Origin of the sequence: Gibbsiella quercinecans, from assembly GCF_002291425.1 — a bacterium.
GTDB lineage: Bacteria > Pseudomonadota > Gammaproteobacteria > Enterobacterales > Enterobacteriaceae > Gibbsiella > Gibbsiella quercinecans.
This window is the reverse complement of record NZ_CP014136.1, coordinates 1,114,286-1,138,487: the sequence shown is the minus strand read 5'-3', so window position 1 is coordinate 1,138,487 and position 24,202 is coordinate 1,114,286. Positions and strand designations below refer to the sequence as shown.

Annotated in this window: 22 protein-coding genes; 9 read left to right on the top strand and 13 right to left on the bottom strand. The window is 57.3% G+C overall.

Annotated features, from left to right (window positions below):
* Positions 1–8 precede the first annotated feature (8 nt).
* Positions 9–1,004 carry a secretion protein HlyD gene (gene hlyD / locus ACN28Q_RS05200; RefSeq protein WP_095845369.1) on the bottom strand — a complete coding sequence of 332 codons (996 nt, stop codon included), beginning with the start codon at positions 1,002–1,004 and terminating at the stop codon, positions 9–11.
* A gap of 21 nt (positions 1,005–1,025) precedes the next feature.
* A complete protein-coding gene (locus ACN28Q_RS05195) occupies positions 1,026–1,724 on the bottom strand; it encodes a CerR family C-terminal domain-containing protein (RefSeq protein WP_095845368.1) in 699 nt (232 codons plus the stop codon).
* Positions 1,725–2,078: 354 nt separating this feature from the next.
* On the opposite strand from ACN28Q_RS05195, the gene rhlE reads away from it, so the two are divergent.
* The 4 genes from rhlE (at position 2,079) to ACN28Q_RS05175 (ending at position 6,752) form a co-directional block, all read left to right on the top strand.
* A complete protein-coding gene (gene rhlE, locus ACN28Q_RS05190; protein ID WP_095845366.1) occupies positions 2,079–3,446 on the top strand; it encodes an ATP-dependent RNA helicase RhlE in 1,368 nt (455 codons plus the stop codon).
* 211 nt (positions 3,447–3,657) lie between these two features.
* Positions 3,658–4,623: a D-2-hydroxyacid dehydrogenase family protein gene (locus tag ACN28Q_RS05185; RefSeq protein ID WP_095845365.1), complete on the top strand. Its 966-nt coding sequence runs from the start codon at positions 3,658–3,660 to the stop codon at positions 4,621–4,623.
* A gap of 66 nt (positions 4,624–4,689) precedes the next feature.
* Positions 4,690–5,634 (top strand): tRNA dihydrouridine(16) synthase DusC, encoded by a 945-nt coding sequence (dusC, locus tag ACN28Q_RS05180; protein ID WP_165907004.1) that lies wholly within the window; start codon positions 4,690–4,692, stop codon positions 5,632–5,634.
* 242 nt (positions 5,635–5,876) lie between these two features.
* A complete protein-coding gene (locus ACN28Q_RS05175; protein WP_329957312.1) occupies positions 5,877–6,752 on the top strand; it encodes an ATP-grasp fold amidoligase family protein in 876 nt (291 codons plus the stop codon).
* A 79-nt stretch (positions 6,753–6,831) separates the two neighbouring features.
* On the opposite strand, the gene ansP is transcribed toward ACN28Q_RS05175, so the two are convergent.
* From ansP to ACN28Q_RS05160, 3 genes are all read right to left on the bottom strand, one after another.
* Positions 6,832–8,298, bottom strand: coding sequence for an L-asparagine permease (gene ansP, locus ACN28Q_RS05170; RefSeq protein WP_095845362.1), 1,467 nt, complete (start codon positions 8,296–8,298; stop codon positions 6,832–6,834).
* 304 nt (positions 8,299–8,602) lie between these two features.
* Positions 8,603–9,163, bottom strand: a complete 561-nt coding sequence (locus tag ACN28Q_RS05165) for a DedA family protein (protein WP_095845360.1) — start codon at positions 9,161–9,163, stop codon at positions 8,603–8,605.
* Between the two features lie 79 nt (positions 9,164–9,242).
* The gene (locus ACN28Q_RS05160) at positions 9,243–9,926 is read right to left on the bottom strand and encodes a DJ-1/PfpI family protein (protein ID WP_095845359.1); all 684 of its coding nucleotides are present in this window, start codon (positions 9,924–9,926) and stop codon (positions 9,243–9,245) included.
* A gap of 118 nt (positions 9,927–10,044) precedes the next feature.
* Between ACN28Q_RS05160 and ACN28Q_RS05155 the strand changes: the two genes are divergently transcribed.
* The 3 genes from ACN28Q_RS05155 (at position 10,045) to ACN28Q_RS05145 (ending at position 13,510) form a co-directional block, all read left to right on the top strand.
* Positions 10,045–11,148 carry an adenosylhomocysteinase gene (locus ACN28Q_RS05155; protein WP_095845358.1) on the top strand — a complete coding sequence of 368 codons (1,104 nt, stop codon included), beginning with the start codon at positions 10,045–10,047 and terminating at the stop codon, positions 11,146–11,148.
* 363 nt (positions 11,149–11,511) lie between these two features.
* Entirely contained in the window at positions 11,512–12,438 is a 927-nt protein-coding gene (gene pbpG, locus ACN28Q_RS05150) for a D-alanyl-D-alanine endopeptidase (protein ID WP_095845357.1), read from the top strand.
* Positions 12,439–12,592: 154 nt separating this feature from the next.
* A complete protein-coding gene (locus tag ACN28Q_RS05145; RefSeq protein WP_095845356.1) occupies positions 12,593–13,510 on the top strand; it encodes a DUF808 domain-containing protein in 918 nt (305 codons plus the stop codon).
* A gap of 29 nt (positions 13,511–13,539) precedes the next feature.
* Here ACN28Q_RS05145 and ACN28Q_RS05140 read toward each other — a convergent pair whose 3' ends face one another.
* The 5 genes from ACN28Q_RS05140 to ACN28Q_RS05120 all read right to left on the bottom strand — a co-directional run bounded on the left by ACN28Q_RS05140 (position 13,540) and on the right by ACN28Q_RS05120 (position 17,544).
* Positions 13,540–14,094: a GNAT family N-acetyltransferase gene (locus tag ACN28Q_RS05140; RefSeq protein WP_095845355.1), complete on the bottom strand. Its 555-nt coding sequence runs from the start codon at positions 14,092–14,094 to the stop codon at positions 13,540–13,542.
* Between the two features lie 126 nt (positions 14,095–14,220).
* A complete protein-coding gene (locus tag ACN28Q_RS05135) occupies positions 14,221–15,246 on the bottom strand; it encodes a MerR family transcriptional regulator (RefSeq protein WP_095845354.1) in 1,026 nt (341 codons plus the stop codon).
* Positions 15,247–15,390: 144 nt separating this feature from the next.
* A complete protein-coding gene (locus ACN28Q_RS05130; protein WP_095845353.1) occupies positions 15,391–16,203 on the bottom strand; it encodes a MetQ/NlpA family lipoprotein in 813 nt (270 codons plus the stop codon).
* Between the two features lie 120 nt (positions 16,204–16,323).
* Positions 16,324–17,043: an N-acetylmuramoyl-L-alanine amidase-like domain-containing protein gene (locus ACN28Q_RS05125; RefSeq protein WP_230469394.1), complete on the bottom strand. Its 720-nt coding sequence runs from the start codon at positions 17,041–17,043 to the stop codon at positions 16,324–16,326.
* A gap of 33 nt (positions 17,044–17,076) precedes the next feature.
* A complete protein-coding gene (locus ACN28Q_RS05120; RefSeq protein ID WP_095845351.1) occupies positions 17,077–17,544 on the bottom strand; it encodes an acyltransferase in 468 nt (155 codons plus the stop codon).
* Positions 17,545–17,718: 174 nt separating this feature from the next.
* Between ACN28Q_RS05120 and ACN28Q_RS05115 the strand changes: the two genes are divergently transcribed.
* The gene (locus ACN28Q_RS05115) at positions 17,719–18,309 is read left to right on the top strand and encodes a Yip1 family protein (RefSeq protein ID WP_095845350.1); all 591 of its coding nucleotides are present in this window, start codon (positions 17,719–17,721) and stop codon (positions 18,307–18,309) included.
* Positions 18,310–18,367: 58 nt separating this feature from the next.
* Here the strand turns inward: ACN28Q_RS05115 and dld are convergent, their stop codons facing one another.
* A complete protein-coding gene (gene dld, locus ACN28Q_RS05110) occupies positions 18,368–20,083 on the bottom strand; it encodes a D-lactate dehydrogenase (RefSeq protein ID WP_095848922.1) in 1,716 nt (571 codons plus the stop codon).
* 481 nt (positions 20,084–20,564) lie between these two features.
* Between dld and ddlA the strand changes: the two genes are divergently transcribed.
* A complete protein-coding gene (gene ddlA, locus ACN28Q_RS05105) occupies positions 20,565–21,671 on the top strand; it encodes a D-alanine--D-alanine ligase (protein WP_095845349.1) in 1,107 nt (368 codons plus the stop codon).
* 522 nt (positions 21,672–22,193) lie between these two features.
* Here ddlA and ACN28Q_RS05100 read toward each other — a convergent pair.
* Both ACN28Q_RS05100 and ACN28Q_RS05095 read right to left on the bottom strand, forming a co-directional pair.
* The gene (locus tag ACN28Q_RS05100; protein ID WP_095845348.1) at positions 22,194–22,976 is read right to left on the bottom strand and encodes an ABC transporter substrate-binding protein; all 783 of its coding nucleotides are present in this window, start codon (positions 22,974–22,976) and stop codon (positions 22,194–22,196) included.
* A gap of 34 nt (positions 22,977–23,010) precedes the next feature.
* Positions 23,011–24,165, bottom strand: coding sequence for a methionine aminotransferase (locus ACN28Q_RS05095; RefSeq protein ID WP_095845347.1), 1,155 nt, complete (start codon positions 24,163–24,165; stop codon positions 23,011–23,013).
* Positions 24,166–24,202: the final 37 nt, after the last annotated feature.

The following is a 24,202-nucleotide window of genomic DNA, read 5'->3' as shown; positions in this document are numbered from 1 at the left end:
GCCGAATCCTACTGGGCGGCGCCGTTGTCAAAGCGCAGCGTCACCGGCATCCCCTGACGCAGGGCATCGTCGGCGTCGGTCACCACCACGCGCAGACGGTAGACCAGATCGGTGCGTAGATCCGGCGTTTCGACGCTTTTTGGCGTGAATTCGGCGGTGGGGGAAACAAAGCCGATCCTGCCGTGATAGGGTTTATCCGGCCGGCTGTCGGTGTAAATGGCAAGCCCGGTGCCCGGCACCGCCTGGCCCAGGTGGGCTTCGCTGACATAGGCGCGCACCCAAACCGGGTTGGTTAGCGAAACGGTGAACACGGTGCTGCTGGCGCTGAGCATGGTGCCCGGCTCCACCGCACGGGTCAGCACCGTACCGGCGGATGGCGCCAGCAGGGCGGTATCCTGCAGGTTGAGCTGCGCCTGTGCCAATGCCGCCTGGCTTTGGGCCAGATCGGCCCTGGCCTGTTCGATTTCCTGCGGCCGGTTGCCGCTCTGGTATTGGGTGAGTTTATCTTTTGCCGCCTGCAGATTGGCCTGCGCCTGGTTACGCGCGGTACGGGCATCTTCCAATGCATCGGCGGACGTGGCGTTTTTGGCCCACAGCCCCTGCTGGCGTTTCAAAAAGCTGTCGGCATAGCTGAATGCCGATTGCCGTTGCGCCACCTCTGCGCGCACCTGGGCGATCTCTTCATTGCGGTAGCCGGCCAGCAGCAGATCCAGCTTGGCCTGCGCGCTACCGGCGTTGGCCTCTGCTTGCCGCAGCGCGTTGATGTAGGGGCCATCGTCCAGCTTGCCGAGCGGTTGCCCCAGCTGAACGCGATCGCCTTCATCAACCGCCAGCGAAGCCAGTCGGCCATCAACGCGGAAACCGAGATTGACGGTGCGGATATCGACGTTACCGTACAGCGTCAGCGGCGTGTTTTGCCGTTGTTGGTAAGATAAAAATCCATAGACGGCGGCGGCGATTGCCAAGATAGCCACTACCACAACGGCACTTCTTTTCTTGTTCATAACACTCCCTGCCAACGTTTTTTATGCGCCATAGCGCTGGCGCAACCCGTGAACCAGAAGATCAATATGTTCAACCAATACGGCCCTGATCTGCGCCGCCTGTTCCTCGCCAATCTGTTGCCAACCGACCTGGCGGCAGATGGTTTCTCGCGCCACGCGGAACGCCAGGACTTCGCCGATCAGCGCATGGGTATGCAGCACGACTTTGTCCGATTCCGGCGCCATGCCGGTACTGGCCGCCAGCAACCGGCACAGTTGTCTATGCACCGGCGCCGTTATCTGCTCGTGGATCAGCGGGAAGACATCGGTGGGTGACAACTGCTCGCGTGACATGATTTTGCTTATCTTGATGGTTTGCGGCTGAGTCATCAGTTCACTGAACATCAGCAGCCCGCGCTTAAGGTAGTGCAGGTAGCTTTCAGGCGGGCGCTGTGCGGCCGGCAGCAGCCAGAAGCGCTCAATTTCTTCAGCCAGCGGGCCGAATACTTGCTGGAAAAAATCAGCGATCCACTGCGCTACGGCACGATACAGGCCTTCTTTTGAATTGAAGTAGTAGGTAATAGCGGCGATATTTTGCCCGGCCAGCCGGGCGATTTCCCGCGTGGTGGCGCCGCGCAGGCCGTATTCGCCAAACACCTCAATGGCGGCGGCGATCAGCTGCTGGCGCGCCTGTTCGCCGCGTGCCTGGCTGGCAACCTGTTTGTTCTCCGCTGAAGGCATAACGCGAATCCATAAAAATTAATCAATCATATGATTAACTTTAGGCTTCGTAGTGGGCCATGTAAACCGGCCCGTGCGTTTTTCTCCTTCGCGGCCAGCCAGGTTTGATGGCGTTTTTCGCGTGTTGCAGCGGCATTGTGCGTTTCATCACGTAAAATTGCTTTTTTTTCTTCGACTTCTGCTACAATCACCCGCTTGGTGCACTGCAGTTTGTGCCAATCCCTCGTGGTCATCCCGGGAATGTTGCCAGCGGCTGAATGCCGGGCACATCCTTATGCCCCGTCTGATCATCCTCCCAGGAAACTGCACCGAACTGATGTTCAGGTTAGGGGGGATCTGGAGTTTTTCTCTACTATGTCATTTGAAAACCTCGGCTTAAGTGCTGAAATTCTGCGCGCTGTTGAAGAACAGGGCTATCGTGAACCTACGCCAATCCAGCGTCAGGCCATTCCTGTGGTATTGGAAGGCCGCGATCTGATGGCCAGCGCCCAGACCGGCACCGGGAAAACCGCCGGTTTTACCCTGCCGTTACTGCAATTGCTGAGCAAACATGACCATGCGGCCAAAGGCCGCCGCCCGGTGCGGGCGCTGATCCTGACGCCAACCCGTGAATTGGCGGCGCAGATCGGCGAAAACGTCGTGGCTTATAGCAAACACCTGCGCCTGCGTTCGCTGGTGGTGTTCGGCGGTGTGAGCATCAACCCGCAGATGATGAAGCTGCGCGGCGGCGTCGACATTCTGGTGGCAACGCCGGGGCGCCTGCTGGATCTGGAACACCAGAACGCAGTAGATCTGTCGAAAATTGAAATTCTGGTGCTGGATGAAGCCGACCGCATGCTGGATATGGGGTTCATCCACGATATCCGCCGCGTGCTGGCCAAGCTGCCGTCAAAACGCCAGAACCTGCTGTTCTCCGCCACGTTCTCGGACGATATCAAAGGGCTGGCGAGCAAACTGCTGCATAACCCGGCCTCTGTTGAAGTGGCGCGCCGCAATACCGCCTCTGAGCAAGTGGCGCAGAGCGTGCACTTTGTGGATAAAAAGCGTAAGCGCGAGCTGCTTTCCCAGATGATCGGCGCCGGCGACTGGCGGCAGGTGCTGGTGTTTAACCGCACCAAACACGGTGCTAACCACCTGGCGGAGCAGTTGAATAAGGACGGCATTACCGCCGCCGCTATTCATGGCAACAAGAGCCAGGGCGCGCGTACCCGTGCGCTGTCCGATTTTAAAGATGGCAGGATCCGCGTGCTGGTTGCGACTGATATCGCCGCTCGCGGTCTGGATATCGATCAGTTGCCGCACGTCGTGAACTACGAACTGCCTAACGTGCCGGAAGACTACGTGCACCGTATTGGCCGTACCGGCCGTGCTGAACGCACCGGCGAAGCTATTTCACTGGTTTGCGTTGATGAGCACAAACTGCTGCGCGATATCGAACGGCTGCTGAAACGCGAAATTCCGCGCATTGCTATCCCGGGCTATGAGCCGGATCCGTCCATCAAGGCGGAGCCGATCATCAACGGTCGCCAGGGCGGCGGGCGTGGTGCGCCGCGCGGCAATGGCGGTGGGCAGCGCCGTAGTCAAGGTGGCGGTCAGCGCTCTGCCAACGGCAGCGGCCAACGCGAAAGCCGCGAAGGCGGCCATGCGCGCCCGCAGGGTGAAGGCCAGCGCCGCAGCGGTGCGCCAGCACGCCGCCCGCGCAGCCGTAAGCCTACGGAATAAATAACGCGGCGCGAATACCACGCGCGCGGTTCCTTCAATGCCAGCCAGAGCGATCCGGCTGGCATTTTTTTATCGTCATTTCCTCGTCGGCGGCTTGCGAAAATGTTAACCGCCCGGCATTAACGGCGTGCCGGCGCCGTTTGTTGCAGCTGAACGCCCCGATCCGTACTACGCTGTAATGCGGCGGAATGTGCCGGTGAGGGGAACATGAATGAAACTCAAATGTGCCATACTCGACGATTACCAGCAGGTGGCGCTGGCGATGGCGGATTGGGCGCCGATTGCCGATCGGGTTGAGGTGTTTAGCATCAGTGAACATATCGCCGACGAGGCGCAGTTGGCCGCACGGCTCAACGATTGCGCGATTGTGGTGATTATGCGTGAGCGCACGCCGATCACGGCAACGCTGTTGGCCCGCTTGCCGGCGCTGAAGCTGTTGGTGACCTCGGGGATGCGCAATGCCGCCGTGGATTTGGCCGCTGCGGCGCGCCAGGGCGTGGTGGTGTGCGGGACCGACAGCGGTTCCGCACCGCCGATGGAATTGACCTGGGCGTTAATCCTTGGCCTGACCAAACACCTGATGACGGAAAGCAACGGCCTGCGCCACAACGGGCCGTGGCAACAGCAGGTGGGGGTTAGCCTGCATGGCAAAACCCTCGGGCTGCTAGGGCTTGGCAAAATCGGCAGCCGAATGGCGGCGGTAGGGCAGGCGTTTGGCATGCGCGTTATCGCCTGGAGCCAGAACCTGACGGCGCAGCGGGCGGCCGAAGTGGGCGTAACCCTGGCGCCATCCAAGCAGGCGCTGTTTGAGCAAAGCGATGTGCTCTCCGTGCACCTGGTGCTGAGTGAACGCAGCCGTGGCCTGGTGGGGCGGAGCGAACTGCGCGCAATGAAGCCTGGGGCTTTCCTGATTAATACCTCGCGGGCGGCCATTGTGGATCAGCCAGCCTTGCTTGAAGCCTTGCAACAGGGCTGGATCGCCGGCGCCGGCCTGGACGTGTTTGAGCAAGAGCCGCTGCCGGGCGACCATCCATTGCGCCGCTTGCCTAACGTGCTGGCGACGCCGCACCTGGGCTATGTCGCCGACAGTAACTATCGCACTTACTTTCAGCAGGCGGTGGAGGATATTCAGGCGTTTATCGACGGCGCGCCGGTACCGCGGCGGATTGTTGCATGATGGGCTTGTCGCGCGCAGGCATTAGCCCGTATCATTGCGCGTCTTTTTGGCTGGGGTGGTTTGTTCATGCGTGTGTTACTGGCTCCGATGGAAGGGGTGCTCGATTCTTTGGTGCGTGAATTGCTCACCGAAGTGAACGATTACGATCTTTGCATCACCGAGTTCCTGCGCGTTGTCGACCAACTGCTGCCGGAAAAATTGTTCTACCGGCTGTGCCCGGAATTGCGTCATGCCAGCCGTACTCCGTCTGGCACTCTGGTGCGTATTCAACTGCTTGGCCAATACCCGCAGTGGCTGGCGGAAAACGCGGCCCGGGCGGTGGCGCTGGGTTCTTATGGTGTTGATCTGAACTGCGGCTGCCCGTCAAAAACGGTTAACGGCAGCGGCGGCGGGGCGACGCTGCTCAAAGAGCCGGAGCTGATTTATCAAGGGGTGAAGGCGATGCGCGCCGCCGTGCCGGCACATCTGCCGGTGACGGTAAAAGTGCGCCTGGGGTGGGATTCATCCCATTACAGCCTGGAAATTGCCGATGCCGTGCAGCAGGCCGGTGCGACGGAGCTGGCGGTGCATGGCCGCACCAAAGAAGACGGTTATAAAGCCGAGCGCATCAACTGGCAGGCGATTGGCGAGATCCGCCGCCGCCTGACGATACCGGTGATTGCCAACGGTGAAATCTGGGACTACCAAAGCGCGCAGGATTGTCTGCAGGCGACCGGTTGTGATGCGGTGATGTTGGGGCGTGGCGCCCTGAATATACCGAACCTGAGCCGGGTGGTGAAATATAACGAACCGCGTATGCCATGGCCCGACGTAATGCAGCTGTTGCTGAAATATGCCTATCTGGAAAAACAAGGCGATACCGGCCTTTATCATGTGGCGCGAATTAAACAGTGGTTGGGCTACTTACGTAAAGAATATAACGAGGCCAGCGAAATGTTTAGCGAAATTCGTGCGCTCACCCGCTCCGCCGATATTGCCAGGGCTATTTTTCGCAATGCCGAAATAGCATAGCACTCAAATTATTTAAACAATGATGATTACAATGATTCCCAGTTACACTTGGCGATATTTAGCCGGTATATTGGCCGGTTATTGTCGTTTATTTGCGGTGACTTGATTTTATCTTGTTGTTTTTAAACTAAATTCATCTATTTTTCATATTTTTCACTCTCCGGTTTTTTATGATTATATAAATTTTCACTGTGCCCGGTTAGACGCGTCACTTAAGCTTTTTATCTGAATTTTTTGCATGTATGTGGTCATGGAAGAAAAAAATGAGAAGCCTTATAAAACGCCTTTACCAGGCCGCACCCGATTTTATTTATTACCAGGTGGGCCATTATGCAACACACGGTTCCTTCGTTAACTTCAAGAATCCTCGAACTTTTTCAGAGAAAATTTACCATCGTATGCGTTACCCGCGTGAAGAATTCGGCCAGATTGCGGATAAGGTCGCGGTGCGTAAATATATCGCCAGCCGGGTGTCGGAAAAATATATGGCGCCGGTGATCCTGATAACCGAAGAATTTACCGCGCAGGATTACCAGGCTTTACCTTCTGCATTTGTTATCAAAACCAATAACGCCTCGTTGCAGGTGATGATTGTGAAGGATAAAACGCAGGTCTCGTTCCAGGATATTCAGAATACGCTGAAACAATGGGCAAAAGTCACCTACTGGAAACGCTATCGCGAAAAACACTATGCGAATATCCCGCCGAAAATCATTGTCGAAAAACTGCTGGATATTGAGGTTAATGGCGAGCCGATTGATTATAAAGTGCATGTTTTCAACGGCAAGGTGCCATATCTGTTTGTTGAGCTACTGCGTGGCGGGGCGCACCCGACCTCACTGGAATATCTGGATGAGCACTGCCACCACTGTTTCTTCATTCAGGATGACATCCCGCAGCTGAATACCCTGTATGAAAAGCCGCAGTTCTGGGATGAAATGATTGACGTCGCCAAGGCGGTGTCTGCGGATCTGGATTATTGCCGGGTCGATTTTTATCTGACGCAGGAACAGATCTATATTGGCGAACTGACACTAACCCCGGCGGCCGGCAATGAGGTGTTCCTGCCGCATTCAACCGATCGCCTGCTGGGGGATTTGATGGTGCAGGAGTGGTGAGCGCTTACCGGCGTTTTAACGCCGTTTAGGCATAAAAATCCCCCGCGTTGATTAACGGCGGGGGAGTATGGCGTGGCGATCAGCGGTCGGTTTTTTCTTCGAGCGCTTGTTGCTCGTGTTTCACTTCCGCCGCGCGTTTACGCAGGCCGAACCAGCCAAGCACCAGCAGCACAGCCAGCAACGGAATGGTGGCCACGGTCCAGGTGCCGTTCGGGTAGTCAAACGCCATCATGACCAGCACCACCAGCAGGAACAGCAGCGTTATCCATGAGGTGACCGGCGCGCCCGGCATTTTGAAGGAAACCGGCTTGGCTTTACCTTCCTTGATGGCTTTGCGCAGGCGCATTTGGCAGATGATGATAAATGCCCATGAGCTGATAATGCCCAACGAGGCGATGTTAAGCACAATTTCGAACACCTGGGATGGCACCAGGTAGTTCAGAATCACGCCCAGCACATAGATGCAGCAGGTGACCAGAATGCCGGCATAGGGCACCTTCTGGCTGCTCATCTTCGACATCAGCTTCGGCGCGGAACCGCCCATCGACAGAGAACGCAGAATACGGCCGGTGGAATACAGCCCGGAGTTCAGGCTGGAAAGCGCGGCGGTGAGCACCACAATGTTCATGATGGTGCCGATATAAGGCACGCCGAGCTTGCTAAAGAAGGTGACGAACGGGCTTTGCCCTGCCTGGTAGGCATTCCACGGCAGCAGCAGCACCAACAGCACCACGGAGCCGACGTAAAACAGGCCGATACGCCAGATCACACTGTTGACCGCCTTGGGCAGCATTTTTTCCGGGTCTTTGCACTCACCGGCGGCAGTGCCGATCAATTCCACGCCGGCGAAGGCGAAGATCACCCCTTGCATCAGCACCAGTGCCGGCAGCAGGCCGTGCGGGAATACGCCGCCGTTTTCAGTGATCAGGTGCATGCCGGTGGTGTTGCCGTCGATCGGTGTGCCAACCCCGAGCAACACCACGCCGACCACCAGAAAGGCGGCGATGGCGGCCACTTTGATTAGTGCAAACCAGAACTCCATTTCGGCGAACCATTTCACACCGATCATGTTCATGGTGGCGACGATACCCAGCGCGCACAGGGCGAACAGCCACTGCGGCACGTCGGCAAAGGTTCCCCAATAGTGCATATAAAGCGCGACCGCGGTGATATCGACAATGCCGGTCATTGCCCAGTTGAGGAAGTACATCCAGCCGGCAACGTACGAGGCTTTTTCGCCGAGAAATTCACGGGCGTAAGAGACGAAGCTGCCGCTGCTTGGGCGGTGTAGCACCAACTCGCCCAGCGCGCGCAGAATGAAGAAAGAGATAATACCGCACGCCAGATAAACCAGCGCCAGCGCCGGGCCGGCCTGTTCCAGACGGCCGCCGGTGCCGAGGAACAACCCGGTACCGATCGAGCCACCGATGGCGATCATTTGGATCTGCCGGTTACCCATGCTTTTGTGGTAACCGGATTCATGGGAGTCTAACCAACGTCTTCTGGCTGCGAGCTTGTCGTGCGCAGATTTATTATGTGATTTCATCGTTCGTCCTGTTTTCCTGTCTATCGTTTTCTGCCCTCAAGGGAGCAAACGATTGCTATCGCTAATCGTTATTACGAAGGAGCATCGCCGCATTTTGCCGTTTGTTTTTTGTGCCGCGGCTGAAAAATAACAGCGAAGCATGCTACCTTTTCTCTGGAAATGAGGCAAAAAATCCTGTGCCAAAATCGTTATTATTTGTTTTTTTCTGTTGTTTGGCGTTAGAAACGGAATATTATTCAAAAGGATACATAGGGCTGGGCGGCACGATGCTGGCGCTGTTTGGCGCCAAACTGCTGCTGAGCCGTTAGGCCTTACGGCGGCGCCACCAGTGGCGCACCAGCAACATCACCAGAATCACCAACGCGACGAACAGCAGGCTGGAGAGCTTTTTGTCGAAGCCGGCAACAACGTGTTCCATTGCCCGGCCGCCAAAATAGCCCAGCATGACGAACAGTGTGGCCCACAGGATGGCGCCCAGAATATTCAGCGGCACAAAGCGTGACGGGGGCAGCTTGCTGGCGCCGATCAAGACCGGGCCGATAATGCGAAAGCCATACATAAAACGCACGCCGATCACAAACAGCATCGGGTGGCGGGTAATCAGCCGTTGTGCGCGCGTGATGCGTTGCTGCTGACCTTTCAGGCGTGAAATCACCCGTTCGCCATAGCGGCGCCCGGCAAAATACAGCAATTGATCGCCCAGCGTGCCACCAAACGCCACCACGGCAATCACCCACGGCCAGTGCAGCAACCCTTCATGTGCCGCAATGCCGCCCAGCAGCGTGATGGTTTCCCCCTCCGCCAGGCAGCCGAAAAACAGCGCCCAATAGCCGTATTCGCTAATATAGTGTGCCAGGATGTTCATCCTTAAATCCTTGTCTTGCCAGCTAGTAGGGGCTCATTATACTCCTTGCCGCCCAGGCTGTATTGAACCGCTGCCGGGGTTAACCGCATCTGGCGGCAATCTGCGCAACCAGCGCCTGCCGTTGCCGCAGGCTTTCGGCCATATTTTCCCGCACCTTTTTTACTATCGCCGGCGGCGACAGTGCCGGCGTGCCGCCGACAAACGGCGGGGCCGGAGCATATTCAAAGCCCAGTTGAATGGCCTGTGCGGTTTCCTCACCGTGCAGTTCGGCGATGAGCGTCAGTGCAAAATCAATCCCGGCCGTGACGCCGCCGCCAGTGATCACATTGCCATCGCGCACCACACGTTCGCTGCTGGCAATGGCGCCGAACAGCGGCAGGCAGTCGCACATCGACCAATGGCTGGTGGCGCGTTTGCCGCGCAACAAGCCCGCGGCCCCCAGGATCAGCGAACCGGTGCAGACGGATGTGATATAGCGGGCGCCGCGCGCCAGGCGTTGGATCTGCGCCATATATTGCTCATCCTGCATCGCCTGGGTGCAACCGCCGCCGCCCGGCACGCACAGCACGTCGCAATGGGCGATCTGCGCCAGTGGCCGCAGATGGTTGAAAAACAGGCCGTCCCCGTCGATCTCTGCGCCGTCTACGGAGGCGGCGATGACCGTGGTATTGGGCATCCGTGAGAGGAATTGATATGGGCCAGTGAAATCAAGCTGGGTGACGCCAGAATAAAGTGGGAAAACGATCGTTAACGGTTCGGCCATGATTTTTACCTTGAGCGGGTGATTTAACCTGAGTAATGATAGTTGCCAATGTTCTGATATATAGCAAGGCTGCTGTTGCAAGCCATGACAGGCGGTAAAGCGAAAAAAGGAGTGCGGGATGTCCCTGGATTTTGAACGTGAACTGAATTGGGCGTTGGGCCAGATGCCGCGCACCCGGGCGGCGGTGGCGGCATTACCGGATCTGCACGGCGTGCGCCTGGCGTGCAGCATGCATTTGGATCTGAAAATGGTGCCGCTGGTTGCCGGCCTGCTAAACAAGGGCGCAGCGGTATATCTGACCACCTGCAACCCCACCACGGTGCAGGATGAGGTGGTGGCCTGGCTGGAGCGCCACGGCGCGCAGGCTTTTGCCTGGCGCGATATGGATCAGGCGGATTGGTCGGCATCTTTCGATCGCGCGTTGGCCTGGGGGCCGACCCATCTGTGTGAGATGGGTGCCGATCTGACCGCCCGCCTGCACCAGGCGGGAGGCGATCTGCCGATCAAGGCCGGGCTGGAAGCCACCGGTTCCGGTATCAGCCGGCTGGACGGCATGGCGCCGCGTTACCCCATCTTCAACTGGGACGATCTGCCGGTTAAAGAAGGGCTGCATAACCGCCATATGGTTGGCCTGACGGCCTGGCATACTTTTTTCCAGACCACCCGGCTGACGCTGCATGAAAAATGCGTGCTGGTTATCGGCTATGGGCTGGTGGGGCAAGGCGTGGCGGCGGCTGCCAGGGCCTATGGCGGGCAGGTGATGGTGGCCGAAATCGATCCGGCCCGCGCTCTGCAGGCGCGCTATGACGGTTGGCAAGTGGTTGATTTGGCCGAGGCGGTGCCGCTGGCCGACGTGATAGCCACCGCCACCGGGGCCAGCAATGTGCTTTGCGCCCGGCATTTGCAGCAAACCAAAAACGGCGTATTTATTCTCAACGTTGGCCACGTGGCAGCGGAAATTGACGTGGATTTTCTGCAGACGCTGCCGCACAGCCAGCCGATGCCGTTTATTGATGCCTACCAGATGGGCGACAATACGCTTTATCTGTTGGCCAACGGTTCGATGCTGAACCTGACGGCCGGCTACGGCGATAGCCTGAACGCATTTGACGTTACGCTGGCGGTGATGGCGGCGGGCATCGGCCATATTATCGGTGCCGGCGCGCAACAGCCCGCCGGGGTGTATCTGTTGCCCCGTTCCGCCTGGCAAGCGGCGCTGTAACTTTTGTATGATTTGCCCGCAGCCCAGAGCGCCCGCGGGCTGCGTTAGGTTTCTATAGACAGAATTTGTCACAAATCGCCACTGACAATCCCAGTGCTAACTTTATTAGGCTCACATATAATTCGCCCCATGAATGTTTGGCGATAGCCGGTTTCCCTCACCCCGGCCCTCTCCCAAGGGGAGAGGGGGCGTCTATATTGATAGTGGCTCTGGTGGTTAGCACTGGTGCAGAGCTGACCATTCCTTCTCCCAAGGGGAGAGGGGGCGGCCTCGATAGTCAGCGCTAACTATCCCCTCTCCCTTTGGGAGAGGGCTAGGGTGAGGGCGACAAACAGCAATCTTCCCTTATTTGTGACAAGAGTAATGCATGTGAAAATCCGAGTACTTGTTTTGGCCCTGCTCGCTTTACAAGCGGGCGCAGGCCTGGCGCCGCGTGCGCTGGCCAGTGAAAATACCCCTGCATTACATGCCGCCCAGCCGGAACTGGCCTCCGGCAGTGCCATGGTGGTGGATATGCGCACCCATAACGTGATTTATGCCCGTAACCCGGATGAAGTGGTGCCGATCGCCTCCATCACCAAGCTGATGACGGCGATGGTGACGCTGGATGCCCACCTGCCGTTGGATGAGATGCTGGCGGTGGATATCCATCAGACCCTGGAAATGCGGGGCGTCTATTCCCGCGTGCGGTTGAACAGTGAAATCAGCCGCAAGGATATGCTGCTGCTGGCGCTGATGTCTTCCGAAAACCGCGCCGCCGCCAGCCTGGCGCATCATTATCCCGGCGGGTACGACGCCTTTATCCGCGCCATGAACGCCAAAGCCAAAGCGTTGGGGATGACGCACACCCACTATGTGGAGCCGACCGGGCTATCGATTCATAACGTTTCGACCGCGCGCGATCTGACCAAGCTATTGATTGCCTCCAAACAGTACCCGCTGATCGGCCAATTGAGCACCACCACCGAACGTATGGCGGCGTTTAAGGGGCCAAACTATACCTTGCCGTTCCGTAACACCAACCACCTGGTTTATAACCCGAAGTGGAATATTCAACTGACCAAGACCGGTTTCACCAATGAGGCCGGCCACTGCTTGGTGATGCGCACGGTGATCGGCAGCCGCCCGGTGTCGCTGGTGGTGCTGGATGCCTTTGGTAAATATACCCACTTTGCCGATGCCAACCGCCTGCGCAGTTGGATTGAAACCGGTAAGGTGACGCCAATCCCGCCGGCGGCGCGTGATTATCGCCGGCAAAAAGATGCGCGCCTGGCGCAGAACGCCGAATAACCCGCCTTTGCCTGCCGGGCTTTCCGGCAGGCCCATTCTCTCTTTTCTTTCATCGCTTGATTAAAGTTAGCCACGCATTCGCTGCTAAATCCCGCTATGCTAGTTACTGTATTGCATTGTCATATTTCTTTTTTTTGATTAAGGATGGCGCATCTTGGCCGGAAGTAGCTTACTGACGTTAATCGATGACATCGCCTCGTTGCTGGATGATGTCTCGCTGATGACCAAAATGGCGGCAAAGAAAACCGCCGGCGTGCTGGGCGATGATTTGGCGCTCAATGCCCAACAGGTGACCGGGGTTTCCGCAGACCGTGAATTGCCGGTGGTATGGCGCGTGGCGAAAGGATCGTTTATCAACAAAGCGATTCTGGTGCCGCTGGCGTTGTTGATCAGTGCGTTTGCCCCTTGGGCGATCACCCCGTTGCTGATGGTGGGTGGCGCCTATCTCTGCTTTGAGGGCTTTGAAAAGGTGTTCCACAGCCTGTTTCATAAGAAAGGCGAAGGGGAAGACAAAGACGGCCCGGGCGCCAATGAAGACGTGGCGGCCTATGAAACCCGCAAGATTACCGGCGCTATCCGCACCGATTTTGTGCTGTCGGCCGAAATTATCGCTATTACTCTGGGCACCGTGGCCGCCGCCACCTTTACGCAACAGGTGATTGTGCTGTGCGGTATCGCCATCGTTATGACTATCGGCGTGTATGGCATTGTGGCGGGCATTGTGAAGCTGGATGATTTGGGGCTGTATTTAAGCCGCAAGACCAGCACGCTGGTGCGGAGCGTGGGCAACGGTATTGTGCGTGCGGCGCCGTACCTGATGAAAACGCTGTCGGTGGTGGGCACTATTGCCATGTTTATGGTGGGCGGCGGCATCCTGACTCATGGCCTGCCGGCGGTACACCATCTGTTTGAAGGCTGGGCGGCAGACACCTCGGTGGTGCCGACGTTCGGCCTGCTGCTGCAAGGCGTCGTGCCTTCGCTGCTGAACGTGGTGTTCGGCATTGTTGCCGGTGGCCTGGTGTTGCTGGTGGTTTCCGTACTGGGCGCTATCCGCGCACGCTACAAAGCCTGATTCCCCTCAGTCTGCACTGACACTGCCGGTTAAACCGGCAGTGTATGATTGCTTTCCCCTAGCGGCAGTTGCATCACATGCGTGTCGCGCCAACTGCCCAGCTTGAAGCCGACGGCGTTGAGCGTGCCGACGCTGGTGAACCCATGCTTGCGGTGCAACGCCAGCGATCCCAAATTCTCTGCCGAATTGCCGATGATGGCCAGCATTTGCCGCCAGGGCCCCTGTTCACAGCGGGCGATCAGCGCCGCCATCAGGCTGCTGCCGATCCCTTTGCCCTGCATCCCTTCGGCAATGTATACCGAGTTTTCGATGGTAAAGCGGTAGGCGGGGCGCGGCCGGTATTGCGCGGCGTAGCAATAGCCCACCACCTGGCTGTTGAGCCGGGCTACCAGCCAGAACAGATCGTCCGCCAATACCTTTTGGCGGCGTGCTTCCATTTCAGCCAGCGACGGCGGCGTTTCCTCGAATGAGGCGGCACCGTACAACACATGGTATTGATAAATCTGCTGCACGGCGGCCATATCCTCACTGTTGGCATCGGTGATGGTGAGCTGCGCGGGTGTCGGCGTTGCGGATAACGACATATATGTCCTTGTTAATAGAGGGGGAATCAGGCCGCCGCGGCGGCCTGAAAGATAATCCCATTATGCCCTTGGTTTTTTAGCCCGATAAATTGATTTTTGCTATGACCGTCATAAGAAAACATCGGATCAGCGTTGCATGCCGTGCCCTATTGCCTGTTGCAGATAGCTGAGCAGCGCCGGTGTGAGCCAGGTCCCCTCCGCCAGCGCCGGTTCCTGCGCCATGGCATGGCGGATTTTCGCCTGTGTGGCGGGATCGTCGCTGGCGTAAGAGCGAAACAGCGCCAGCCACTCCCCCGCCAGTTGCCCGGCCAGGGCGGAGCTTGCCGGCACGCCGTCTGCCATTGCCTGGTGGAATTTTGCGATCAGCGGCGGCCATTCGTGCAGGCGATCGAAATAGTGCCGACGGACATACGCATATTCATCTGCTGACAGATAGTTTTGGAAAATCGCCAGCTTGCTTTCGCCAAATGCCCGTGTGATGTAATCCACCACGGCAGGCGTGATGCCGGTTTGCTGGCGTATGGCGGGTTCATGGCTATGCATGGCGTTCAACTTCACCAGGAACGTCGGGTTCTTGGCGGTATCGCGTTCCAGCGTGCACATCCAACGGCGCGCCAGCGCCTGTGCTTGCGGGGTTTGTTCACTGGTGCCGGTATCGAGCAGCGCCTGAGCCTCGGCAACCATCTCTGCCCACTGTTGTTCACGGGTTTCATCAGGTTGGTAAAAGGGTAACTGCGCCAATTCATCCACGGTAAAATAGTTATCGTACATTGCCATTAACTCCAATGTGGTTAGCCAATCATTCAGTTCAGGCTCATTCCCGGCGGTCAACTGTGTATGCAAATGCTGCAGCCGGCCACGCAGCGCGGTCATCTGCGCCAGTTGCCGATCGAGCATGGTGATTTGTTGTTCGATGACGAAAGGCAGCGCCAGATCGGCACGCTGCAGAATAGCGCCGACTTCCGCCAGTGCGACCCCCATGCGGCGCAACGCCTGGATATGATGCAGCCGGGTGATATCCGCCCGGTTATACAAACGATAACCGGCTTCGGAACGCGCCGATGGCACCAACAGCCCGATGCTGTCGTAGTAATGCAGCGTGCGGATTGTAAGCCCGCAGCGGCGTGCCAGTTCGCCAACTTTCAATAGCATAAGATGATCTCCGTGATGCCTGTGGCGCAGATTACTGCCTGACGCGGCGTCAGGGTCAAGCGCTGGATAGCGGATTATTTGCTGTTGTTGCCGATCACGGCAAAAAAGAGGGCTCCTCCCGCCGGGAGGAGCAGAGCGCGGGAGTTACCAGCCTTTAACTGCGCCGCCGTTGAAGATTTTTTCCGCGGCGGCGGCGACTTCGTCCGACTCATAGGCTTTGACGAAGTTCTGCACATTTTGCGCGTCTTTATTGTCTTCACGTGCGACCACGATATTGGTGTACGGCGAATCTTTATCTTCGATGAAGATCCCGTCTTTGGTTGGCGTCAGGCCGATTTGGTTAATGTAGGTAGTGCTGATAATCGCCACCGTCACTTTGGGATCGTCCAGCACGTGCGGCAATTGGGCGCCTTCCAGCTCCATGATCTGGTAGTTGTGCGGGTTAGCGCTGATATCCAGTGCGGTGGGTAATAAGCCCTTACCTGGCTTCAGCGTAATAAGCCCGGTTTTTTGCAGCAGCAGCAATGCGCGGCCCAGATTGGTGGGATCGTTTGGGATCGCAATCACGTCACCATCCTGCAGCGCTTGCACCGATTTGATCTTTTTCGAATAACCGGCCATGGGGAACACGAAGGTATTGCCTACCGCCACCAGCTTGTAGCCATGATCGCGGTTTTGCTGTTCCAGGAACGGGCGGTGTTGAAACACATTGGCGTCCAGCTCACCTTTGTCGGTAGCGTCGTTCGGCAGCAGCGAGCCACTAAAGCCGACCAGCTCGACATCCAGGCCATATTTTTGTTTCGCTACCTGTTTGGCGACTTCCGCCACGTCCTGCTCGGCGCCGTTGATCACGCCGACCTTGATATGATTTTGATCCGATTTCCGATCGCAGCCCTGCAGCAGCAACGTTGCCGCCAGAGCCGCTGCCAATGCGCCGTAGCGCCAGCGGGTTGCCATAATCTACTCCCTGAAAAACAATGAAAAAATGTGGTTTTTGTGCTGATAGCTAAGCGCAGGGCCGGAGCGATGTCAAACAGCCCTTAAGCATAAGTGGCTATGGCTCATAACCATTAATTATTATTCTGGCCGCAGCACCACGATGCCTGAGGTGGCCCTGACGTATTCGATAAAAGGGGAATCGACCACTTTGTGCCGGCTTGGGTGAGAGGATGCATGGCGCAGCACCGGCCCGGCGGCGGTGTGTACCAGAATGCCGACGTGGGTGACGTCCAAACCGGCGAGCGGGGTGTAAATGCCGATGTAATCACCGCTGCGCAGGCGGGAGATGCAGCCTGCGTCGACGTCTGTGCCGGGGATATGGGTGATGGTGCGCGCCACCACCGGCAGGCCTGCCAGGTAAACGCCCCCGTCGGCCTTTTGGTTAAGGCTTTTTTCGACCGTTACGGCCAGTGAACCGATCAGGGCCGTGATGTCGCGGGCCACGACTTTGCTGCGGCAGGCCCAGTCGCTAAAGAAATGCTTGCGCTGGGGGAAGCTGATTTCACCGTCGGCATAGCGGGTTTCGATCAGGTTTTGTATAAACGCGGCTACGCTGTCTGATACACCCAGCGCGGCGACATAATCGAGCAAGGTAAAGCAGTCCAGCCCGCGGAAATCGATGATTAACCGTTCCGGCACCGTCGCCGAGCCGACAAGCTGGTTGGCCGCATAGGGGAGCCCCAGGAATTGCTGCGCCAGCAGGGCGCGCAGCTCACCTTTGGCGGCGCCTGGCGGGGTGGCCGCGCGTAGCGCGAGGCAGGCCTGAAGGGTATGCAAGGTTTGCGGATCGAGCGTCATCGGATACCTGTTTATTGGGGGCATGGCGCAAGTTTAGGGCAGCGCTCTTAATAGCCTTGCCGGGTTGCCGGCGTAAATGCCCTTGCGGGCGATGTCATGAGTCACCACCGCCCCGGCGCCGATTACCGCTCCGCTGCAGATGGTTACCGCCAGAATGGTCGCGCCGGAGCCGATAGAAACCCGATCGCCAATCCAGGTGCGCCCCCAGCTTTCTGGGTTAGCGTCCGGCGCGCCCTGTTTGAACAGATCGTTAGCGAACATCACGCCGTGGCCGATAAAACAATCCTCGCCGATGGTCACGTATTCACAGATAAAACTGTGGGATTGCACTTTGCTGCGGGCGCCAATGCAGGTATTGCGCTGGATCTCAACAAACGGGCCAATAAACACCCCATCGCTAAGATGGCAGCCGTACAGGTTGCAGGGTTCGATCACCGTGACGTTTTCACCGGTTTCAACATCGACGATGCCTGCCTGAAGGGTACGCAGGGAAGATGGCATAAGGTTCCTCAGCGGGGAGCGGTGGCTTGATTATAAAACAACGGCGGCGAGGCGTGCGAGTGGTGATTGATTGACTATAATTTGTACTGACACTGGCGATTAAGCGAAGCCATTTCGTGGCCGGGTGAGTCACCCGCCGCGGGCATACTGCGGCAAAATGTGGGGGAGGGGATTATGGTCAATCATGTTTGGGGGTTGCTGGCGCATCCTGCTACCGAATTCAAACAGATAAAACGCGAGAACGAGTCGATCGCACACCTCTATACACATCACGTGCTGTTACTGGCCGCGGTTCCGGTGATCTGCGCCTTTATCGGCACCACCCAACTGGGGTGGCTTTCCGGCGGCGGGCACGCCATACGGCTGGGCATCCCGGCGGCGTTATTTGCCGCATTGCTGTTTTATGTGTTGATGCTGGCGGGCGTTGCGGTGATGGGGCAGGTGATTCACTGGATGGCGCGGCGTTATGATTCACGCCCGAGCCTGCACCGCTGCATGGTGTTTGCCGGCTACGTAGCGACACCGATGTTCCTTAGCGGTGTGGTCGCCCTGTACCCGATGGTATGGCTGTGTTTGTTTGTCGGTATTATCGGGCTGTGCTATTCCGGCTACCTGCTGTATCTGGGCATTCCGCATTTCCTGAATATTGATAGCCAGGAAGGGTTTATCTTCTCAAGCTCCACCTTCGCCATTGGGATCCTGGTGCTTGAGCTGATGCTTGGCCTGACGGTGGTGCTGTGGGGGTATGGTTCGTGGTTGTTCTGACCCTGGCGTTGTCGAACGCCCCAGCGGATTAGCGCCGGGGCGTGTGCCGGGGCCGGCGTTAGTGGCCGTCGCCCTGCCAGTTTTTCAACTTGCTGGTTTTGCCTATGCCCGGATTAAAGCTATTGGTTGGGTCGGCGGCTTGGTAAAAGGCCTTCAACGCCGGTTTGGCGTGGTACAGGTGGCCGACGTTGTGCTCGGCCGGGTATTCTGCGCCACGCTTATCAAGCAGCGCCAGCATTTGCTCTTTCAACTGGTGGGTATCCACCCCTTTCTTCACGACGTAATCCTGATGGAACACGTGGCACATAAAGTGGCCGTAATACAGCTTGTACACCAGTTGGCTGTCGATCTCCGGCGGCAGGGTTTCAAACCATTCGGTATCGTTACGGCGCAAGGCGATGTCCAACGGCAGAATGTTTTCCACCTCATTGGCGTGGACGGCATGGTAGCGCACCGCCGCCCCGGCGGCAGCGAAACGGTGTAGAAAGGCTTTCTTGCCTTCTTCCTCTGTGCAGACGAAGAACTCCCCCTCGGCCTGGGCAAAATAGGTTTTCAGGTAAGTATGCGCTTCCTCTATCCCTGCCCCTGACATTTTCAGCAGCAGATGGTGTTCGAAGCGATCGCGGTATTCCTTCATCCGTTTCGGCAGGTGGTTGGGCACCAGGTGGCTCAGCCCCTGCATCACCCGATCGGTCAGGTTGTGCGGCAGCAGCGGCAACTTGTTGAAACTGGCGTCCAGCCGGCCCTTCAGGGTAAAGAAGCGCGGCATTTGATCGGTGCCGAGTTTGTCGATCATGATAAAGGTGTCTTTGCCGTACACTTCAGCAATATCGAAAATATCGCGGTGCATATATTCACCGGCCACCGGCAGGTTGCTGAACTGGCTGAGAATATGGCGGCGCAGCTCGGTCAACACTTCGGTATGGTTGGTGCCAATGTAGAACACCTGCTGCTGGTTTTCCTTCTCGAAGGTGTCCAGCCGCACGGCGAATACCGCCAGCTTGCCGGCACAGCCGGCGGCCTCGTACAGCCGGCGCTTATCCGCATTAAAGCGGGAAGGGGTATCGGCATCCACATCGCGCACCCGCTGGGCATACTCGTGATCGGAAGCCTGATGGCCGCTATGTTCCACGTCTTCCGGGCGATAGTCGCCTTGCTCGAGCCTGGTTAAAATTTCTTCCGGCGTGCTGCCCAGCTTAATGCCAAGATGGTTGACCAGCCGCAGTTGCCCATCGGCATCCAGTTGGGCGAACAGCGCCATTTCGGTATAGGCCGGCCCGCGTTTAACCAGCGAACCGCCGGAGTTATTGCACACGCCGCCCACTACCGAAGCGCCGATACAGGAAGAGCCGATGACTGAGTGCGGTTCACGGCCATAGGGTTTGAGCACTTTTTCCAGTTTGTACAGGGTGCCGCCGGGGAAGCTGATCACCTGTTTACCGTTATCCAGCACCTGAATATGATCCAGGCGCAGGGTGCTGATGATAACGATGTCGCGACCGTAATCATCGCCGCTTGGCGTTGAACCTTCGGTCAGGCCGGTATTGGCGGCTTGCATGATGACGATTTTGTCTGCGGCGACGCAGGCCTGCAGGATCTGCCAGATATGCAACAGGCGGTTGGGAAACACCACCGCCAGCGCGTTGCCGCCGCCGGAGCGGAACCCTTTACGATAGCGTTCGGTATCGCGCTCGCCGGTAAGCACCTGGGCGCTGCCGACAATATTTTTCAGTTGTTTGATAAATTCCTGATTTTCCTGACTTGCGGACTGCATGATGCATACTCCCTGTGACATACAATGTTGTCCCAAATCCCCGCTTTCAGTATTGATAACAAGCGTTTGGGGCGGTGGCGGCGCTGCATTGGCTGATAGGTGCAACGCCGGCGTGGTCAGATGACCGGCCACGTGGTTCTGTGTTGTGCGAGCGCAACGCCCGCTGGCGGAAGGATGAGTGGCCGGGATGGGGTACCATTCATTGGCGCTGAACGCGGCGGTGCGGCGGTAACTTTCCATGCTGGAAGTGCCTTCGCAAATGACAGGGTTGAGCATAGCAAAGAGTTGTGTCAACGGCGCGGTGGAATGTTACATTTGTACAATCTGTTTACAATATCGTGCGGCTCGTCGCTATTTTAGCCGCTTTGCCGCCGGCCACCGGTTTTGCCATGATAATTGCGCAGCCAATGATTGCCGATGCCGGGCATTGCGTTTATTGTGATTACAGCTTTTTACATGACTTTTCAGAAGGATTGCAGGCGTGGCTAAATTACGTGTTGGGGTGATTTTTGGCGGTAAATCGGCGGAGCATGAGGTTTCGTTGCAATCGGCAAAAAACATTGTGGATGCCATCGACAAAGAGAAATTCGACGTCACGCTGTTGGGGATCGATAAGCAAGGGCAATGGCATATCAATGATGCGTCCAACTATCTGCTGCATGCGGAAAACCCGGCGTTGATCGCACTCAACCACTCCAATAAAAATGTTGCGCTGATCCCGGGCCAGGAAAAACAGCAGTTAATCGAGGCCGGTAGCGCCGGCGCGCTGACCCAGCTTGATGTGGTGTTCCCGATCGTGCACGGTACGCTGGGCGAAGACGGCTCGTTGCAAGGGCTGTTGCGTATGGCCAATATTCCGTTCGTCGGGGCCGGGGTGCTTGGCTCTGCGGTCAGCATGGATAAAGACGTCACCAAACGCCTGCTGCGCGATGCTGGGCTGGCCGTGGCGCCGTTTGTGACCTTAACGCGCAGTAACCGCAGCAAATTCAGCTTTGAACAAGTGAGTGATAGCCTGGGCCTGCCGCTGTTTATCAAGCCGGCTAACCAGGGCTCTTCGGTCGGCGTTAGCAAAGTGAAAAACCAGGCAGAGTTTGAGCAGGCGGTGGCGCTGGCATTTAGCTTTGATCACAAGGTGCTGGTGGAATCCGCCATTGTTGGCCGTGAGATCGAATGCGCCGTGCTCGGCAATGATGAGCCGCAGGCCAGCGTGTGCGGTGAAATTGTGTTGAGCGATGAGTTTTACTCTTACGACACCAAGTACATCAATGAGCAGGGCGCGCAGGTGATGGTGCCGGCGGCGATTTCATCCGAGGCCAGCGATAAAATCCGCGATGTGGCGTTGAAGACGTTTCGCGCGCTGGACTGCACGGGCATGGCGCGCGTCGATGTGTTCCTGACGCCGGATAACAACGTGATTGTCAACGAAATTAATACGTTGCCGGGGTTCACCAATATCAGTATGTACCCTAAGCTGTGGGGCGCCAGCGGCGTGAGTTACACCCAACTGATTACGACGTTGATCGAGCTGGCGCTGGAACGCCATCAGCAGGATCGCGCATTGCAAAGCTCGGTGTTCGATCGCAGTTAGTACCCTTCACCTTCTGCCCTCACCCCGGCCCTCTCCCACAGGGAGAGGGAGCCGTTCAGGTGTTGTTATCCGTAAAGCGTTATCCTGCCGGCTTTTATGGGGAGGCGGGAGTACTCACCCCCAAAGATGATATGTGCACATTCAGTCCCCTCTCCCACTGGGAGAGGGTTAGGGTGAGGGCCCGTTCTCTGAAAGCAATGCGTGCACATTCAGTTCCCTCTCCCAGTGGGAGAGGGTTAGGGTGAGGGCTGTTCTCTGAAGGCAATGTGTGCACATTCAGTTCCCTCTCCCACTGGGAGAGGGTTAGGGTGAGGGCCCGTTCTCTGAAAGCAATGCGTGCACATTCAGTTCCCACTCCCTGTGGGAGAGGGTCAGGGTGAGGGGCCGTTCTCTGAAGGCAATGTGTGCACATTCCGTTCCCTCTCCCTGTGGGAGAGGGTTAGGGTGAGGGGCCGTTCTCTGAAGGTAATGTGTGCACATTCAATCCCCTCTCCCTGTGGGAGAGGGTTAGGGTGAGGGGGGTTACTTCACCGTCACATCAATATCGCCAAAATACTTCTTCGCCAGCGTATTGATCGTGCCCTGCTGCTGAACTTCGGCAATGGCGGCGTTCAGCTTGTTGCGCAGCGCGTCATCGCCTTTACGCAGGCCGAAGGCGATGCCTTCACCGAAGATTTTCTCGTCGTGTACCGTATCGCCAACGAACGCAAACCCTTTGCCATCCGGCCGATCGAGGAAGCCGCCCTGGCCTGCTGGAGCCATGATCAAGGTGGCGTCAAGGCGGCCGGCGGTCAGATCCAGATAAACCTGGTTTTGATCCTGATAAGAAACCACGTTCACCCCTTTCGGCGCCCAGTGCGCCTTGGCGTAGCTCTCCTGGATTGAGCCTTGCAACACGCCGACGCTTTTACCGGCCAGCGACTGTGCATCTGGCTTCAGGCCGCTGTCTGCTTTGGCAATCAGGCGGTTCGGCACTTGGTAGATGGCATTGGTGAAATCAATCGCCTGTTTGCGCTGCTGGGTGATGTTCATCGCCGAATTGATAACGTCGAATTTGCGTGCCTGCAGCGCCGGGATCAGGCTGTCAAACGATGCCTCCACCCAGCTGCATTTCAGTTTCGCTGCCGCGCACACCGCGTTGCCCAAATCAATATCGAAGCCTTCCAACTGCCCGCTGGCGGACTTTGATTCGAACGGCGGATACAATGCCTCCAGGCCAAAACGCATGCTTTGTTCCGCGCCCAGGGTTGCGCCACTTGCCAGCAGGCAGCCGGCGGCAATCAGCATTTTCAGTGAGTTTTTCATCTGTGTTCTTTTCCCGTAGTCAGCGTGCAATGGATTATACCTGGCACAGGCGGCGGGCGCCTTCGAGCAGGGTATCGTTATCTTTAGAGAAGCTTAACCGAATGATGCCGGTGTCCGTGCCGTTGCTGTAAAACGCCGACAGCGGAATGGTTGCGACCTTGGCTTCGCGGATCAGGCGCACCGCAAAGTCGTTATCGCTTTCATTGCTGAAACCGCTAAAGCGCGCCAGCATAAAGAAGCTCCCGCGGCTTGGCAGCAGTTCAAAACGCGAATCTTTCAGCGCGTTGGCCAGCAGATCGCGCTTTTGCTGGTAAAACGCAGCCAGCCCCAGATAGCTTTGCGCATCGGCCAGCGCCGCGGCAAAGGCATATTGCATCGGGGTGTCGGCCGAGAACACCATAAACTGGTGCACTTTACGAATCTCATCCATCAGCGCGGCTGGCGCCATGCAGTAACCCACGCGCCAGCCAGTCACGTGGTAGGTTTTGCCAAAGGAAGAGACCACCACGCTGCGTTCAGCTAACTGCGGGTGGCGCGCCATGCTGTGGTGGAGTTGGCCGTCGAACACCACGTGTTCATAAACTTCGTCGGACAGGATCACGATATCAGTATTGCGCGTTAGCGCGATCAATCGTTCAATATCATGTTCATTCAGCACGTTGCCGCTGGGGTTGTGCGGGCTATTGATAATGATCATGCGCGTGTTGCCGTTGATGGCGGCGGCCACTTGATCCCAATCAATGTGAAAATCTTCCAGCGAGAGCGCGATCGCCACCGGCGTGGCGCCCTGCAGGCGCACGATCGGGGCATAGCTGTCAAACGCCGGCTCAAAGTAGATCACCTCATCGCCCGGGTGCACCAGCGCGCTGATTGAGGAATATAACCCTTCGCTGGCGCTGGCGATCACGGTGATTTCATCATCGGGGTGATAGCGTGCGCCATATAATTTTTCAATCTTTGCCGCCAACGCCGCGCGCAATGCCGCCACACCGCTCATCGGCGCATACTGGTTATGACCCGCGCGCATGGCTTGCGCCACAGCTTCGGTCAGTTCGGGCGCGCAGGCGAAATTCGGTGCGCCCTGCGACAGGTTAAGAGCCTGATGTTCAGCGCTAAGCTGGCCGATCACGGTAAAAATAGTGGTGCCAACGTCCGGTAGTTTTGAACGTTGTGAGCAGGCGCTCTGCATGAGGGACTCCTGTTTAAGCATGGGCGATTGTTTGATT

Excerpts from the sequence above, each read along its gene's own strand:
- hlyD (WP_095845369.1), bottom strand. The coding sequence starts at position 1,004 with ATGAACAAGAAAAGAAGTGCCGTTGTGGTAGTGGCTATCTTGGCAATC.
- ACN28Q_RS05195 (WP_095845368.1), bottom strand. The coding sequence starts at position 1,724 with ATGCCTTCAGCGGAGAACAAACAGGTTGCCAGCCAGGCACGCGGCGAA.
- rhlE (WP_095845366.1), top strand. The coding sequence starts at position 2,079 with ATGTCATTTGAAAACCTCGGCTTAAGTGCTGAAATTCTGCGCGCTGTT.
- ACN28Q_RS05185 (WP_095845365.1), top strand. The coding sequence starts at position 3,658 with ATGAAACTCAAATGTGCCATACTCGACGATTACCAGCAGGTGGCGCTG.
- dusC (WP_165907004.1), top strand. The coding sequence starts at position 4,690 with ATGCGTGTGTTACTGGCTCCGATGGAAGGGGTGCTCGATTCTTTGGTG.
- ACN28Q_RS05175 (WP_329957312.1), top strand. The coding sequence starts at position 5,877 with ATGTGGTCATGGAAGAAAAAAATGAGAAGCCTTATAAAACGCCTTTAC.
- ansP (WP_095845362.1), bottom strand. The coding sequence starts at position 8,298 with ATGAAATCACATAATAAATCTGCGCACGACAAGCTCGCAGCCAGAAGA.
- ACN28Q_RS05165 (WP_095845360.1), bottom strand. The coding sequence starts at position 9,163 with ATGAACATCCTGGCACACTATATTAGCGAATACGGCTATTGGGCGCTG.
- ACN28Q_RS05160 (WP_095845359.1), bottom strand. The coding sequence starts at position 9,926 with ATGGCCGAACCGTTAACGATCGTTTTCCCACTTTATTCTGGCGTCACC.
- ACN28Q_RS05155 (WP_095845358.1), top strand. The coding sequence starts at position 10,045 with ATGTCCCTGGATTTTGAACGTGAACTGAATTGGGCGTTGGGCCAGATG.
- pbpG (WP_095845357.1), top strand. The coding sequence starts at position 11,512 with ATGCATGTGAAAATCCGAGTACTTGTTTTGGCCCTGCTCGCTTTACAA.
- ACN28Q_RS05140 (WP_095845355.1), bottom strand. The coding sequence starts at position 14,094 with ATGTCGTTATCCGCAACGCCGACACCCGCGCAGCTCACCATCACCGAT.
- ACN28Q_RS05135 (WP_095845354.1), bottom strand. The coding sequence starts at position 15,246 with ATGCTATTGAAAGTTGGCGAACTGGCACGCCGCTGCGGGCTTACAATC.
- ACN28Q_RS05130 (WP_095845353.1), bottom strand. The coding sequence starts at position 16,203 with ATGGCAACCCGCTGGCGCTACGGCGCATTGGCAGCGGCTCTGGCGGCA.
- ACN28Q_RS05125 (WP_230469394.1), bottom strand. The coding sequence starts at position 17,043 with ATGACGCTCGATCCGCAAACCTTGCATACCCTTCAGGCCTGCCTCGCG.
- ACN28Q_RS05120 (WP_095845351.1), bottom strand. The coding sequence starts at position 17,544 with ATGCCATCTTCCCTGCGTACCCTTCAGGCAGGCATCGTCGATGTTGAA.
- ACN28Q_RS05115 (WP_095845350.1), top strand. The coding sequence starts at position 17,719 with ATGGTCAATCATGTTTGGGGGTTGCTGGCGCATCCTGCTACCGAATTC.
- dld (WP_095848922.1), bottom strand. The coding sequence starts at position 20,083 with ATGCAGTCCGCAAGTCAGGAAAATCAGGAATTTATCAAACAACTGAAA.
- ACN28Q_RS05100 (WP_095845348.1), bottom strand. The coding sequence starts at position 22,976 with ATGAAAAACTCACTGAAAATGCTGATTGCCGCCGGCTGCCTGCTGGCA.
- ACN28Q_RS05095 (WP_095845347.1), bottom strand. The coding sequence starts at position 24,165 with ATGCAGAGCGCCTGCTCACAACGTTCAAAACTACCGGACGTTGGCACC.